The sequence below is a fragment of the Erwinia sp. AnSW2-5 genome (genome assembly GCF_045107195.1).
Lineage (GTDB): Bacteria > Pseudomonadota > Gammaproteobacteria > Enterobacterales > Enterobacteriaceae > Erwinia.
Genome location: NZ_JBJGXA010000002.1, coordinates 68,106 through 81,890 on the forward strand (window position 1 = coordinate 68,106; position 13,785 = coordinate 81,890).

Annotated in this window: 16 protein-coding genes; 12 read left to right on the top strand and 4 right to left on the bottom strand. The window is 54.8% G+C overall.

Translation table 11 applies throughout. From position 1 onward, the window contains the following. Positions 1–35: 35 nt before the first annotated feature. From fldA to ybfF, 3 genes are all read right to left on the bottom strand, one after another. Entirely contained in the window at positions 36–566 is a 531-nt protein-coding gene (fldA, locus tag ACFL9S_RS01875; RefSeq protein ID WP_405260014.1) for a flavodoxin FldA, read from the bottom strand. Positions 567–707: 141 nt separating this feature from the next. Continuing rightward, positions 708–989, bottom strand: coding sequence for a LexA regulated protein (gene ybfE, locus ACFL9S_RS01880; protein WP_133845548.1), 282 nt, complete (start codon positions 987–989; stop codon positions 708–710). 112 nt (positions 990–1,101) lie between these two features. Then, positions 1,102–1,866, bottom strand: coding sequence for an esterase (gene ybfF / locus ACFL9S_RS01885; RefSeq protein ID WP_405260015.1), 765 nt, complete (start codon positions 1,864–1,866; stop codon positions 1,102–1,104). Positions 1,867–2,127: 261 nt separating this feature from the next. Here ybfF and seqA point away from each other — a divergent pair, with 261 nt between their 5' ends. After that, complete coding sequence (gene seqA / locus ACFL9S_RS01890) at positions 2,128–2,679, top strand: replication initiation negative regulator SeqA (protein WP_405260016.1); 552 nt, start codon at positions 2,128–2,130, stop codon at positions 2,677–2,679. A 24-nt stretch (positions 2,680–2,703) separates the two neighbouring features. Next, positions 2,704–4,344 (top strand): phosphoglucomutase (alpha-D-glucose-1,6-bisphosphate-dependent), encoded by a 1,641-nt coding sequence (pgm, locus tag ACFL9S_RS01895; protein WP_133845542.1) that lies wholly within the window; start codon positions 2,704–2,706, stop codon positions 4,342–4,344. A gap of 45 nt (positions 4,345–4,389) precedes the next feature. Here pgm and kdpE read toward each other — a convergent pair whose 3' ends face one another. Next, the gene (gene kdpE, locus ACFL9S_RS01900) at positions 4,390–5,073 is read right to left on the bottom strand and encodes a two-component system response regulator KdpE (RefSeq protein WP_405260017.1); all 684 of its coding nucleotides are present in this window, start codon (positions 5,071–5,073) and stop codon (positions 4,390–4,392) included. A 288-nt stretch (positions 5,074–5,361) separates the two neighbouring features. Here kdpE and ACFL9S_RS01905 point away from each other — a divergent pair, with 288 nt between their 5' ends. The 10 genes from ACFL9S_RS01905 to pcp all read left to right on the top strand — a co-directional run bounded on the left by ACFL9S_RS01905 (position 5,362) and on the right by pcp (position 13,785). Then, complete coding sequence (locus ACFL9S_RS01905; RefSeq protein WP_405260018.1) at positions 5,362–5,568, top strand: YbfA family protein; 207 nt, start codon at positions 5,362–5,364, stop codon at positions 5,566–5,568. Positions 5,569–5,715: 147 nt separating this feature from the next. After that, positions 5,716–6,672 (top strand): YbgA family protein, encoded by a 957-nt coding sequence (locus ACFL9S_RS01910; protein ID WP_405260019.1) that lies wholly within the window; start codon positions 5,716–5,718, stop codon positions 6,670–6,672. A gap of 14 nt (positions 6,673–6,686) precedes the next feature. After that, the gene (phrB, locus tag ACFL9S_RS01915) at positions 6,687–8,120 is read left to right on the top strand and encodes a deoxyribodipyrimidine photo-lyase (RefSeq protein ID WP_405260020.1); all 1,434 of its coding nucleotides are present in this window, start codon (positions 6,687–6,689) and stop codon (positions 8,118–8,120) included. A 2-nt stretch (positions 8,121–8,122) separates the two neighbouring features. Then, positions 8,123–8,866, top strand: coding sequence for a type 2 GTP cyclohydrolase I (locus tag ACFL9S_RS01920; RefSeq protein WP_405260021.1), 744 nt, complete (start codon positions 8,123–8,125; stop codon positions 8,864–8,866). 179 nt (positions 8,867–9,045) lie between these two features. Beyond that, positions 9,046–9,702, top strand: coding sequence for a 5-oxoprolinase subunit PxpB (gene pxpB / locus ACFL9S_RS01925; protein ID WP_405260023.1), 657 nt, complete (start codon positions 9,046–9,048; stop codon positions 9,700–9,702). Continuing rightward, positions 9,696–10,634, top strand: a complete 939-nt coding sequence (gene pxpC, locus ACFL9S_RS01930; protein ID WP_405260025.1) for a 5-oxoprolinase subunit PxpC — start codon at positions 9,696–9,698, stop codon at positions 10,632–10,634. Before pxpB ends, pxpC begins: the two co-directional genes overlap by 7 nt. Further along, the gene (pxpA, locus tag ACFL9S_RS01935; RefSeq protein WP_405260026.1) at positions 10,618–11,355 is read left to right on the top strand and encodes a 5-oxoprolinase subunit PxpA; all 738 of its coding nucleotides are present in this window, start codon (positions 10,618–10,620) and stop codon (positions 11,353–11,355) included. Before pxpC ends, pxpA begins: the two co-directional genes overlap by 17 nt. Positions 11,356–11,419: 64 nt before the next feature. Beyond that, positions 11,420–12,148: a DUF969 domain-containing protein gene (locus ACFL9S_RS01940; RefSeq protein WP_405260027.1), complete on the top strand. Its 729-nt coding sequence runs from the start codon at positions 11,420–11,422 to the stop codon at positions 12,146–12,148. After that, positions 12,148–13,137 carry a DUF979 domain-containing protein gene (locus ACFL9S_RS01945; RefSeq protein WP_405260028.1) on the top strand — a complete coding sequence of 330 codons (990 nt, stop codon included), beginning with the start codon at positions 12,148–12,150 and terminating at the stop codon, positions 13,135–13,137. Before ACFL9S_RS01940 ends, ACFL9S_RS01945 begins: the two co-directional genes overlap by 1 nt. A 6-nt stretch (positions 13,138–13,143) precedes the next feature. Continuing rightward, positions 13,144–13,785, top strand: coding sequence for a pyroglutamyl-peptidase I (gene pcp, locus ACFL9S_RS01950; RefSeq protein WP_405260029.1), 642 nt, complete (start codon positions 13,144–13,146; stop codon positions 13,783–13,785).

Below are 13,785 nucleotides of genomic sequence, written 5' to 3' on the forward strand. Positions count from 1 at the left end.
TGATGTGAGATAGCTCCCACATCAAGCGGTAATGGTTATGCTTCGATGATATCTTTCAGCTGAAGTTCATCAGAAATTTGTTTTACCCACTTTTCAACGCGCTCGTTGGTGAGTTCTGGCTGGCGATCTTCATCAATGGCCAGGCCAAGGAAGTGGTTATCATCTGCCATGCCTTTTGAGGCTTCGAAATTGTAACCTTCACTAGGCCAGTGGCCTACAAGCACTGCGCCATTCGGCTCAATGATGTCGCGGATGGTGCCCATTGCATCGCAGAAATACTCGGAATAATCTTCCTGATCGCCACAACCAAACAGCGCAACCAGCTTACCGTTGAAGTCGATTTCTTCCAGCGTCGGGAAGAAATCATCCCAGTCACACTGGGCTTCACCGTAGTACCAGGTTGGGATGCCAAGCAGCAGAATATCAAAGGCTTCAAGGTCTTCTTTGCTGCTTTTAGCAATATCACGAACTTCTGCAACATCTTTCCCCAGTTGCTTCTGGATCATTTTTGCAATGTTTTCGGTATTGCCTGTATCGCTACCAAAGAAAATGCCGACGAGTGCCATGAGTTTAATAACCTCTTGAATCTTAATGATATGGTGACTGCTGATTTTTTCGCAGATATCGCTAATGATAACAGACCGTCGTGAGCGGATAAATGAGTAATGCTGCCGGTTTTGTCGCTGAGTGCTAAGGTCCTGAAACCATCAGGACGGATGACGTTGCAACTGCTCCAGCAGCATTTCTTCGATCAGTTCGCTGCGGCTTATATTGCGCTCGAAAGCCAACTGATTCAGGACATCAACCGCGTCGCTGTTCATTTTTAGTTCGACACGCTTCAGGCCGCGTACTTTATCGCGCTTGAGCTGATTGCGTTTGTTGATACGCAACTGCTCATCACGCGTCAGCGGATTAGTCTTGGGTCGTCCCGGACGTCGTTCATCTGCAAACAGATCGATCGTTGTGCGGTCCGTGTTCTCTTTTGCCATAGGAATCGTAATACTGAAAGGCTGGATTGCTGATGAATAGGGCCGTTATGCCGTCTGATAATCAGCAGCGGCAAAATTTTAGCGCGCCATCATACCCCAGCGAAAATGGTTTTCACAGCGCTAAAAAACGTCGGATTGCACGTAATACTGCATCGGGTTTCTCAGCATGTACCCAATGCCCTGCGCCGGTGATGACATGGGCACGCGCCTGTGGAAACTGGGTTAACAGGGCATCTCGGTACGCGTCGGCCAGATAGGGAGAACGCTCCCCGCGAATGAACAGCACAGGATGTGACCAGGGGGCCAACGGCTGCCAGCCAATAATATTTTCATAACATGCCAGCAGCACCGGAACGTTGAAACGCCAACCCCCCTCGTGAAACGACTTGAGAAGAAACTGGATCACACCTTCTTCGCTGATCATCTGGCGCATCAGGGCTGTGGCTTCGCTGCGCGTGGTGATACCGGCCTCGGTAACCGCATTCAGTGCGGCAAAAATATCGTCGTGATGACGCGTGGTGTAGGCCACAGGCGCGATATCAATCACCACGATCTCCGCGATGCGATCGGGTGCCAGTGCGGTCATTGCCATAGCGATCTTTCCACCCATCGAGTGCCCGATCACCGTGAAACGATCGACCTGCATAGCGTCAAGTGTGCCCAGGACATCCTGAGCCATTAACGCATAATCCATCTGTTGCGCACGCGGAGACAAGCCGTGGTTGCGGACATCGAGTTGAATCAAACGGCGATCGTCTTTTAATCCCCGGGCCAGTACGCCGAGGTTGTCCAGGCTACCAAACAGACCGTGGATCAATACCAGTGGAAGCCCGTCAGTGGCGGATTGTTCAGATTGCAGGCGAAAATTCAAATTCATAGAGAAAGTTCTTACAGTTGGCACCAAGGCTTAGGGTATCATGGATCCCACAATTTCTGCCGCTGGTGCGAATGGCGGGTATGATCTTTTTGCGGCATATTCCGACTTTTGCCCTGAAACGGGTCTGGCGCTACACCCTGGCGGGATTTAACTTTATAATCCTGATGTTAGAACTGGATCGGCTCAACGTCATGATGGTTGCGTGGATGATTGTCCGCGAACGACCGGTTCTGATACTAGCAACAACCGTACTGGATAAAGATGAAAACGATAGAAGTCGACGAAGAGCTATACCGTTATATTGCCAGCCACACTCAGCATATTGGTGAAAGCGCATCCGATATTTTGCGTCGCATGCTGAAGTTCACTGCGGGTCAAACCGCGCCTGTGGCGGCAAATGCTTCTGCTGCTGTTGCAGCCAAAGAACCTGCTACGGCAGGTATTCAATCTGCATCCCGACCGCAGGATCGTGTTCGTGCGGTACGTGAGCTGTTGCTTTCGGATGAGTACGCAGAGCAGAAGCGTGCAGTGAATCGCTTTATGCTGATTTTATCGACTTTATACAGTCTGGATGCCAAAGCGTTTGGTGCAGCGACTGAGTCTCTGCAAGGTCGTACGCGGGTTTACTTCGCGGGCAACCAGCAAACATTGGTAGAGAATGGCACCCATACCAAGCCGCAGCACATTCCGGGCACACCGTATTGGGTGATCACCAACACAAATACTGACCGTAAGCGCAGCATGGTGGAACACATTATGTTGTCGATGCAGTTCCCGGTGGAGCTGACAGAGAAAGTTTGCGGTACCCTCTAACTGAAGCGTCAGGGAGAAGCGCCAATGGCCAATCACCCCCGTGCCGGGCAACCCGCCCAGCAGAGCGATTTGATTAACGTTGCACAATTAACATCTCAATATTATGTCCTGCAGCCTGAACTGGGTAACGCAGAGCATGCGGTGAAATTTGGCACTTCCGGCCATCGCGGTAGCGCGGGCCGTCATAGCTTCAACGAGACGCACATTCTGGCCATCGCACAGGCGATTGCGGAAGAACGCAAAAAGAACGGTGTAACCGGTCCTTGTTTCGTCGGTAAAGATACGCACGCGTTGTCTGAACCGGCCATCATCTCGGTACTGGAAGTGCTTACTGCTAACGGTGTTGATGTGATCGTTCAGCAGGACAATGGCTATACGCCAACCCCTGCGATCTCCAATGCGATTCTCGAACACAATAAAACCGGTGGTGCTCAGGCTGATGGTATTGTCATCACGCCTTCACACAATCCACCGGAAGATGGCGGCATTAAGTACAACCCACCAAACGGTGGCCCGGCCGATACCAACGTCACGAAAGTGGTGGAAGACCGCGCTAACGCTCTGATCAAAGACAGCCTGAAAGAAGTGAAACGTATTACGCTGGATCAAGCCTGGGCCAGTGGTCACTTGACGGAAAAAGATCTGATCCAACCTTATATCGAAGGTCTGGCGCAGATTGTTGATATTCCGGCGATCCAGAAAGCAGGTCTGAAGATTGGCGTTGATCCGCTGGGCGGTTCGGGAATTGCCTACTGGCAGCGTATTGCGGAGTTCTACAATCTTGATCTGACCATCGTTAACGATGCTGTCGATCAGACTTTCCGCTTTATGCACCTCGACCACGATGGTGTGATCCGTATGGACTGCTCATCTGAGTCGGCGATGGCGGGTTTGCTGGCGTTACGTGACAAGTTCGACCTGGCGTTTGCCAACGATCCTGATTACGACCGCCACGGCATCGTCACGCCTGCGGGACTGATGAATCCAAACCACTACCTGGCTGTGGCGATCCAGTATCTGTTCCAGCACCGTCCGCAGTGGGGCAAAGATGTCGCCGTCGGTAAAACGCTGGTCTCCAGCGCGATGATTGACCGCGTGGTCGACGATCTGGGCCGCAAGCTGGTAGAAGTGCCGGTCGGTTTCAAATGGTTTGTTGATGGTCTGTTTGATGGCAGCTTCGGCTTTGGTGGCGAAGAGAGTGCTGGGGCTTCGTTCCTGCGCTTCGACGGCACGCCGTGGTCAACGGATAAAGACGGGATCATCATGTGTCTGCTGGCCGCAGAGATTACTGCGGTAACGGGTAAGAACCCGCAGCAGCACTATGACGAACTGGCACAGCGCTTTGGCGCACCGAGCTACAACCGTATTCAGGCGCCTGCGACTTCCGCACAGAAAGCCGCGCTGTCAAAACTGTCCCCGGAAATGGTCAGTGCGGATACCCTGGCGGGTGATCCGATTACGGCACGTCTGACGGCAGCACCGGGTAACGGTGCCTCTATCGGCGGGTTGAAAGTGATGACCAAAAACGGCTGGTTTGCTGCGCGTCCATCCGGTACGGAAGATGCTTATAAAATCTATTGCGAAAGCTTCCTCGGTGCTGAACACCGCGAGAAGATTGAGAAAGAAGCCGTAGAAATTGTGAGTGCTGTACTGAAGAACGCCTGAGGAATCAGGCTGTGAAGAGAAGGGCTCACGCAGTGAGCCCTTTTTTTATGGCATAAAGCGATAACCCACACCCGTTTCGGTCAGCAGATGTAGGGGCCTGGCGGGGTCCAGCTCCAGCTTGTGGCGCAGATGGCCCATATAAATGCGCAGATAGTGGTTGTGCTCAACCGCATTCGGTCCCCACACCTGGGTTAACAGCTGCCGCTGAGTCATCACTTTACCTGGATGGTTGAGCAGGCTGACCAGCAGGCGGAATTCTATCGGCGTCAGGTGAAGATCTTCATCGTTACGCATCACCCTACGGGCGGCAATATCCACACTCACACTACCAAAGCTGACCAGCGCGACAGGGCTGTCATTACCCGGTTGTGGACGGTGACGCAAGGCAACACGGACCCTCGCCAGCAGTTCTCCCACACCAAAAGGCTTGCTGAGGAAGTCATCAGCACCGGCATCAAGCGCAGCGATTTTGTCCTGCTCATCACTGCGGGCTGACAGCACAATCACTGGCATGCTGCTCCACTGGCGCACTTCACGGATAAACTGTGAACCGTCTCCGTCCGGCAATCCGAGGTCGAGTATCACCAGTTCAGGTTTACGTGTAGCGGCTTCGATTAACCCGCGAGTCAGGGTGTCGGCATCGACAACACGAAAACCTTCTCCTTCCAGCGCAACGCGCAGAAAGCGGCGGATCTCTTTTTCATCTTCAACAATCAGAATGGTGGGCACAGAACCTCAGCAGATAACCGCAGCGAAAAACGGGGACAGGATAATTTAGCAAAAAGAGAAGCAGCCGTCTTTGATTGTGCCGATTTCTCTGCGTTTGTTAAAAAATGGATCTTATAGCAAGCATTGATATGTGAATATTTAACGAAAGTGTAACCTTCTTTCAGTTTTCATGCGGGGGGTGGTTTTTTTTTCGACAAAAGTGGTCGGATCAGTAGCAAAATTACATCATAAGGCGTACTATTTTGTTCAGATTACACACAGCCACTTTTACCCATTTCAGGAGGACGTATGAGTCTTTATCATAACTATTCATCCACTCGGATTTTCATGCGTCGTACTGCGGTGCTGGTTATCGGCATTGCTGCGCTGCCAGTGATGTTGTTCCGCGCCGATCGCGCCCGTTTTTACAGTTATCTGCATCGCGTCTGGGTCAAAACCAGCGATCAGCCGGTCTGGCTGGCACAGGCTGAAGCGGCGGGTTGCGATTTTTATTAAATAAAACGCCGCAAGGGTTAATGCCAGCCCCAGGCTATTTTGGCTCAAATATCAATGATCCCGCCGTTTGGCGGGATTTTTTTTGCCTGTTGCTCTGTGTTTTACGCTACACTCAAATCTGTACAGGAAATTTGAGGTTGTATAATTATGGGCGATAAAATTCCAGTTGGTATTAGTGCCTGTTTGTTAGGTGAGAAGGTGCGTTTTGATGGCGGCCACAAACGCAATGAATTCGCGGTAGAACACCTGGCTCCCTTTTTACGCTTCGAACCCGTGTGCCCGGAAATGGCCATCGGCTTGCCGACACCAAGGCCTGCGCTGCGCCTGACTGAGGCTGGGGAAGGTGAGGTGTCACTCTGCTTTAGCAACGGCCAGGATGCACCGGTGACCGACAAGATGGCCGCCTTTTCACAGGAAAAAATCAGCCATCTGCACCATCTCTGTGGCTACATTGTCTGTGCAAAATCTCCCAGCTGTGGCATGGAGCGGGTGCGTATCTACCAGCCCGACAATAATAACAACCGTAAATCTGGCACCGGCATATTTACCCGTGAACTGATGACGCAGATGCCCTGGCTTCCCGTAGAAGAAGACGGGCGGCTGCATGATCCGCTGTTGCGTGAAAATTTCGTTGCACGGGTCTATGCCTTGCATGAGTTCAACCAGTTATGGCGTAGTGGGTTGACCCGCGCCAAACTGATGGCATTTCATACGCGCTACAAGCTGTTACTGCTGGCGCACTCCCAGCCTGCATATCGTGAAATCGGGCCTTTTGTCGCGAAGATGGATCAGTGGGCATCGCTGGACGATTTTGCACTTGAGTACCGGCAGCGGCTGATGGACCTGATGAAGCAGGTCGCCTCCCGCAGCAATCACACCAACGTGCTGATGCATGTACAGGGCTATTTCCGCCGTGAGCTGACATCGGCCCAGCGTCAGGAGCTGGCCGGGCTGATTGACCATTATCGTCAGGGGATCCAGCCGCTGCTGGCACCTATTACCTTACTGAAACACTATATGGCGGAATTCCCGCATCCGTGGCTGGCCGGGCAGCGCTATTTCGCGCCGTATCCGGAATCTCTGCGTCTGCGTTACGGGCATTAATCTCAGGGAGCATTATGACAACTCATCTGGTCTGGCTGCGCAATGACCTGCGTATTAATGATAACTACGCACTCCATGCCGCCTGCCGTTCAGCGGATGCCAGGGTGATAGCGTTGTTTATCGCGACCCCCGGGCAATGGGCGCAGCACCACATGGCACCGAAACAGGCGGAGTTCATCTGGCAGAGCCTGCTCGATGTTCAGCAGTCGCTGGCCAAAAAAGGCATTCCCTTGCACCTCGCTGAGTGTGACGATTTCACGGCCTCAGTGGCGTTGTTGCAGGAATTTTGCAAAGAGCAACGTGTCGACCGTCTGTTCTACAACTATCAGTATGAAGTGAACGAGCGCCAGCGTGATGCAGCGGTAGAACGGACATTGTTTGATCAAAAGGTCATGGTGCAGGGGTTTGACGACAGCCTGCTGCTGCCACCCGGCAGCGTGCTGACCGGTAATCGCGAGATGTACAAAGTGTTTACGCCGTTCAGCCGGGCGTTTGTGAAGCGATTGCATGAGGGATTACCCGAATGTCTGCCTGCTCCTGATGTGAGAGAGGGCGGGGCGATTGCAACCAACGATAGTCCCTTCAAGGCATTCGATTACCCGCGTGAAGAGGTGGACGCCCGCTTGTTTCCGGTGGGAGAGCAGGCGGCGATTGCGCGTCTGCGTGAGTTTTGCCAGCAGCCCGTGACGCAGTACCCGGAGCTGCGTGATTTACCGGCCCGCGATGGCACCAGCCGTCTGTCGGTGTATCTGGCCACCGGGGTACTGTCTCCTCGTCAGTGCCTGCACCGGTTGCTGAAACAGCATCCGCGCGGTCTGGAGGATCCGCAGGTGTTTGTCTGGCTGAATGAATTAATCTGGCGTGAGTTCTATCGTCATCTTCTGGTTGCCTGGCCGTCATTGTGTCGGCATCAGCCATTCACCCGCTGGACCCGAGGCGTTAAATGGCGCGACGATGAGCGGGGGCTGCTGGCATGGCAACAGGGAAAAACCGGCTATCCCATTGTCGATGCAGCAATGCGCCAGCTCAACAGCCTTGGCTGGATGCATAATCGCTTACGCATGATTACCGCCAGCTTTCTGGTGAAAGATCTGCTGATCGACTGGCGTGAAGGTGAGCGTTATTTCATGTCGCAGCTGCTCGATGGTGATTTGGCGGCGAATAACGGTGGCTGGCAGTGGGCGGCCTCAACAGGGACGGATGCGGCCCCCTATTTTCGCATCTTTAACCCGACTACCCAGGGCGAGCGCTTTGATAAAACGGGGGAGTTTATTCGTCACTGGTTGCCGGAGTTGCGTGCGGTGCCGGAAAAATATATCCATCAGCCGCATGAGTGGGCAAAGAAAAATCAGCAAAGTCTCGATTATCCGCTGCCGATCGTGGAACATAAACACGCGCGCCAGCAAACGCTGGATGCTTTTGAAGCAGCACGAAAACAGACGGACTGATTATGCTAAATACTGAGCTAGAACAACTGGTTAACCAGTTACTTAACAGCGCGGATTACAAAGACTATGCCCCGAACGGGTTGCAGGTTGAGGGCCGCAGCGAGATTAAAAAAGTGATTACCGGTGTCACCGCCTGTCAGGCGCTGCTCGATGAAGCGGTGCGTCTGGAGGCCGATGCTGTGCTGGTGCATCACGGCTATTTCTGGAAAAGCGAAGCGCCAGCCATCAGAGGAATGAAACGGCAGCGCCTGAAAACTCTGCTGGCGAACGATATTAACCTGTTTGGCTGGCATCTGCCGCTGGACGGTCACCCTTCAATCGGCAACAACGCTCAGCTTGCCCGGCTGTTTGGCATTGATGTGAAAGGCGAAATTGCACTGCTGCTGCCCTGGGGGGAGTTGGCTGAGCCGGTCAGTGGTGAGCAGTTTGCCGGGCGTATTGCTACGGCTCTGGGGCGTGAGCCACTGCACTGTGGCGACAATGCTCCTGCGCTTATCCGCCGCGTTGCCTGGTGCAGCGGTGGCGGTCAGGGCTATATCGATCAGGCTGCTGCGTTTGGCGTTGATGCTTTTATCAGCGGTGAAGCGTCTGAACAGACGATCCATAGCGCGCGTGAGCAGGGCCTGCATTTCTTTGCTGCGGGCCACCATGCTACCGAGCGTGACGGCATTAAAGCGCTGGGGGAGTGGCTGGCAAACGAGCACGGCCTGGACGTGACCTTTATCGACATTCATAACCCTGTCTGAGCCCTTCCGATCGTTCAGCGTGTTCTGATGGAACGCGCTGAAGGTTGACTCCGTTACAACAATTCCGCATAACTGTCTGTCATATCTGCAATTAACCCTGCTCATCCGCTGACTGGCCGCGCCATTTTGCCATTGGAGTGAGTGGTTTTTTCCCTTTTCTTATTTTCAGGAGGCGCCTTTTGCAACGAGCACGTTGTTATCTGTTAGGCGAACGCGCAGTCGTACTGGAGCTGGAACCGCCAGTATCACTCGCCAGCCAGCAACGCATTTGGGGCCTGACGCAGCGATTGCAGGATCGACCGGAAGTGATCGAAGTGGTGCCGGGCATGAACAACATCACCGTGATGCTCAGCGATCCACAGCAGACCGCGCTGGATGCGATCGAGTGGTTACAGCAGTGGTGGGAAGCCAGCGAATCGCTGGAGCTGGAATCACGTTTGATGGAAATCCCGGTGGTCTATGGCGGTGATTCAGGTCCGGATCTTGACGAGGTGGCCCGCCATAGCGGCATGAGAGCCTCTGAGGTGGTGGCCTGCCATGCCTCGGTGGACTACGTGGTCTATTTTATCGGTTTTCAACCCGGGTTCCCGTACCTCGGTGGTCTGGATGAGCGGCTGCATACGCCGCGACGTGCTGAGCCACGCGTACAGGTTCCCGCTGGATCGGTCGGGATCGGCGGCAGCCAGACCGGGGTTTATCCGCTGGCAGCACCGGGCGGATGGCAGCTGATTGGCCACACTAAAACGGCCCTGTTTACCCCGGATACGCACCCTCCGGTGTTGCTGCGTCCCGGCGACCGCGTGCGCTTTGTGCCGCAAAAGGAGGGGGTATGTTAAAGATTATTCGTGCCGGAATGAGCACCAGCATTCAGGATAGCGGCCGTGTTGGCTGGCGAAAATATGGCATCAGCCTGGGGGGCGTACTGGACTCTCCGGCGATGCAAACCGCCAATATGCTGGTGGGCAATGCCCGCGACAGTGCGGTACTGGAAATCACCCTGGGTCAGTTTTGTGCCGAATTCCAGCGCGATGGCTGGATAGCGCTGGCAGGTGCAGGCTGTCATGCCGAACTGGATGGCAAATCCGTCTGGACCGGCTGGCGCACCGAGGTGAAGAAAGGGCAGCGTTTAACCCTGAGTTTGCCGCTGCGTGGGATGCGTAGCTATCTGGCTGTCAGCGGCGGTTACCGTGTTGACGAGAGGCTGGGATCGGACAGTACCGATTTGAAAGCCGGTTTCGGCGGTTTTGCCGGACGTAAGCTGGAAGACGGTGACATCTTGCCTCTGGGCGAACCGACTCGCCAGTTCCACCAGCCTGCGGGGGTGCGTCAGTTGCTGTGGGGGAATCGGGTGCGTGCCATGCCAGGCCCGGAATATCATGAGTTCAGTGAAGACAGCCAGGAAGCATTCTGGCGCAGCGCCTGGCGGCTTAATCCACAGAGTAATCGTATGGGATATCGTTTGCAGGGGCGGAAATTACAGCGTAATGCCACTCGCGATCTCCTCTCTCACGGCCTGGTGCCTGGCGTGGTGCAGGTGCCACCGAATGGACAACCCATTGTGCTGATGGCCGATGCCCAAACCACCGGGGGATATCCGCGTATTGCCTGCGTAATCGAAGCCGATCTTTATCATCTGGCGCAGCTGCGCCTGGGTGAACCGATTCACTTTGTTCACTGCACGTTAGAAGAAGCGCTGCGCGCCAAAAATGAGCAGCAGCGTTCACTGGATCACATGGCCTGGGGGTTAGCCAATGAACGTCGATCTTAATGCCGATCTGGGGGAAGGGGCGGGTTGTGACCGCGAGCTGTTGCAGCTGGTCTCTTCAGCCAATATTGCCTGTGGTTTCCATGCGGGTGACGCGCAAACGATGTTGCAGTCTGTACGCTGGGCACGTGAGTTTGGCGTCGCCATTGGTGCGCATCCCAGCTTCCCTGACCGTGAAAACTTCGGTCGTACCGCTATGCAACTTCCTGCGGAAACCGTTTATGCGCAGGTGGTGTACCAGGTTGGCGCGCTGAAAGCGCTGACGGAAAGTGAAGGGGGCAGGCTGGTTCACGTTAAACCTCACGGGATGCTTTACAACCAGGCGGCCTGCGACCCGCAGCTGGCGGATGCGATTGCCGCAGCGGTTAAAGCCGTAGACCCGGCGCTAATACTGGTTGGCCTTGCCAGCAGCGAGTTGATTCGCGCGGGTGTTCACCACGGATTAATTACCCGGCAGGAAGTGTTTGCCGACCGTGGTTATCAAACGGATGGCTCACTGGTTCCGCGTGGCCAACCTGGTGCGCTGGTGGACAGTAACGAACAGGCGATTACCCAGACGTTGGCGATGATTCAACAGGGGCAGGTTCAAAGCCTGAGCGGCGAGTGGGTGAAGGTTAAGGCTGACACGGTGTGCCTGCACGGTGATGGCGCGCATGCACTCGATTTTGCCCGACAGCTGCGGCAGGCATTCAGCCAGCAGCACATTGCGGTGACCAGCCGTTAATACCGATTTTTTATGATACGCCCTGACCGTTGTTGGGGCGTTTTTTTCTGCTTCAGGAGTCAATATGGACGCTGTTGTCAATCTCTGGCCCCTTGCGGGGATCGCTGCCATCGTGGTGGGTTTTCTTTTACGCTTCAACCCGGTGATTGTGGTGGTGGTTGCCGGGCTGATCACCGGTCTGGCTGCACAAATGCCGGTCGCCGATATTCTGGAAAAACTGGGTGCCGGGTTCCTCAATACCCGTAATTTGCCGTTTATTCTGTTACTTCCGTTGGCGATTATCGGTTTACTGGAGCGTAACGGATTGAAAGAACGTGCCCAGGCATGGATTGCGCGCATTCGTAGCGCCACGGCGGGCAGGTTGATGATTGTGTATCTGTTGGCACGCGAGATCACCGCTGCTCTGGGGCTGACCAGCCTCGGCGGGCATCCTCAAATGGTGCGTCCGCTGCTGGCACCCATGGCGGAAGGTGCCGCTGAGAGCCGTTATGGGGAACTGCCTCCGGCGGTGCGCTACCGGCTCCGGGCAATGGCTGCCGCCACCGATAATGTCGGGCTGTTCTTTGGTGAGGATATTTTTGTCGCCTTTGGCGCCATTATCTTTATGCATAACTTTATGCAGGAGTCCGCGGGGATCCAGACCGAACCGCTGCATATTGCTCTTTGGGGGATCCCTACCGCGTTGTGTGCATTTTTAATTCACGCGGTGCGCCTGCATCGTCTTGATAAAACGCTGGCGAACGAGCTGAGCCAGTTGAATGCCACTGCGCTGCAACAGAAGGGGGGACGCTGATGTTCCAGCAAAATTATCTGTACTGGCTGGCGGGCACCATTCTGCTGGTGGTTGCGCTGATGTCGTGGCGGGATAAAACCAATCCTCGCCGACTGACGACCGGGCTGTTTTGGGCATTGTATGGTCTGGTGTTCTTTGTGGGGGAATGGGCCACGGATCTGGTGGGGGCGCGTACGCTGCATATCTCTATTGGCGTGGGCGTTGTCGTGATGGCACTGATTGCCGGGTTGGGCGGCGTTAAGCTCGGCAGTTACTCGCAGCGGACCCCGGAACAGCGTATTGAACGGGCAGAGCGCCTGGGGAATCGTCTATTCCTGCCTGCACTGATCATCCCGGTGGTCACGGTGATTGGGGTACTGGCGTTCAACAATATTCCCGGTTTGCAACAGGCAGTCTTCGGGGCCGGGAATCATGCCACTCTGGTTACGCTATTCTCGATGTCGATTGGCTGCCTGCTGGCATGGTTGCTGGCGCTGAGGATGACGCGGGAATCCCCGGCACAGTCCTTACAGGAGGCACGTCGTCTGCTGGACTCGATTGGCTGGGCATTTATCCTGCCGCAGATTCTGGCAACGTTAGGGCTGCTGTTCACCAGCGCGGGCGTGGGAACGGCGATTTCTCATCTGACCGAAAGCTATCTGGCCGTAGACAACCGCTTTATCGCCGTCGTGTTGTATGCGGGCGGCATGGCGCTGCTGACCATGGTGATGGGTAATGCTTTTGCGGCCTTCCCCATCGTGACGGCAGGTATCGGCATTCCGATCCTGGTACTGCAACATCATGGTAATCCGGCGGTGATGGCGGCAATCGGTATGTTCTGTGGTTACTGTGGCACGCTGATGACACCAATGGCTGCCAACTTCAATATTGTGCCTGCTAGACTGCTGGAGCTGCCAGACCGCAATGCGGTGATCAAGGCCCAGGTCCCGACCGGTGTGCTACTGTTGATTACCAACATATTCCTGCTGTATTTCCTGATGTTTTTGTGAGGAACGATGAAAACGGTACTGATTACGGGCATTGAGCCCTTTGATGGCGAGCTGTTGAACCCCTCCTGGGAGGCGGTAAATCAGCTTAGCGATCGCTTGATTGGCAACACCAAAGTTGTCGCCCGGCAACTACCCTGTGTGTTTGGTGCAGCGGTTGATGAGATAACGCGTCTGATTGATGAGCTGAAACCGGAATTGGTGATTGCGGTTGGGCAGGCGGGGGGGCGGGCTGATATCAGCATTGAGCGCGTAGCGATCAATGTGATCGATGCACGCATTCCTGATAATGCCGGTGTGCAGCCGGTCGATGAACCTATCGAACCGCAGGGACCTGCAGCCTATTTTTCCACGCTGCCAGTGAAAGCGATGGTGGCGGGTATCCGTGAAGCGGGGATCCCCGTCTCGGTATCGCAGACCGCCGGAACCTATGTCTGTAACGCCATCATGTATGGTTTGCTGCACCATCTGCGGCGGCGCAAAACGCGTGGTGGGTTTATCCATATCCCGTACCTGCCTGAGCAGGCCGTCAAGCATCCCGGCGTGCCGAGTATGTCGCAGGCTTCAGTCGTGCTGGCGCTGGAAATGGCGATCAGTATCGCCCTGACGGTGGAAGACGATATTCGCCTTGAAGGCGGCGCAACCCATTAA

Bases quoted from the DNA above. Each gene is read 5' to 3' on its own strand.
- fldA (WP_405260014.1), bottom strand. From the start codon at position 566: ATGGCACTCGTCGGCATTTTCTTTGGTAGCGATACAGGCAATACCGAA.
- ybfE (WP_133845548.1), bottom strand. From the start codon at position 989: ATGGCAAAAGAGAACACGGACCGCACAACGATCGATCTGTTTGCAGAT.
- ybfF (WP_405260015.1), bottom strand. From the start codon at position 1,866: ATGAATTTGAATTTTCGCCTGCAATCTGAACAATCCGCCACTGACGGG.
- seqA (WP_405260016.1), top strand. From the start codon at position 2,128: ATGAAAACGATAGAAGTCGACGAAGAGCTATACCGTTATATTGCCAGC.
- pgm (WP_133845542.1), top strand. From the start codon at position 2,704: ATGGCCAATCACCCCCGTGCCGGGCAACCCGCCCAGCAGAGCGATTTG.
- ACFL9S_RS01905 (WP_405260018.1), top strand. From the start codon at position 5,362: ATGAGTCTTTATCATAACTATTCATCCACTCGGATTTTCATGCGTCGT.
- ACFL9S_RS01910 (WP_405260019.1), top strand. From the start codon at position 5,716: ATGGGCGATAAAATTCCAGTTGGTATTAGTGCCTGTTTGTTAGGTGAG.
- phrB (WP_405260020.1), top strand. From the start codon at position 6,687: ATGACAACTCATCTGGTCTGGCTGCGCAATGACCTGCGTATTAATGAT.
- ACFL9S_RS01920 (WP_405260021.1), top strand. From the start codon at position 8,123: ATGCTAAATACTGAGCTAGAACAACTGGTTAACCAGTTACTTAACAGC.
- pxpC (WP_405260025.1), top strand. From the start codon at position 9,696: ATGTTAAAGATTATTCGTGCCGGAATGAGCACCAGCATTCAGGATAGC.
- pxpA (WP_405260026.1), top strand. From the start codon at position 10,618: ATGAACGTCGATCTTAATGCCGATCTGGGGGAAGGGGCGGGTTGTGAC.
- ACFL9S_RS01940 (WP_405260027.1), top strand. From the start codon at position 11,420: ATGGACGCTGTTGTCAATCTCTGGCCCCTTGCGGGGATCGCTGCCATC.
- ACFL9S_RS01945 (WP_405260028.1), top strand. From the start codon at position 12,148: ATGTTCCAGCAAAATTATCTGTACTGGCTGGCGGGCACCATTCTGCTG.
- pcp (WP_405260029.1), top strand. From the start codon at position 13,144: ATGAAAACGGTACTGATTACGGGCATTGAGCCCTTTGATGGCGAGCTG.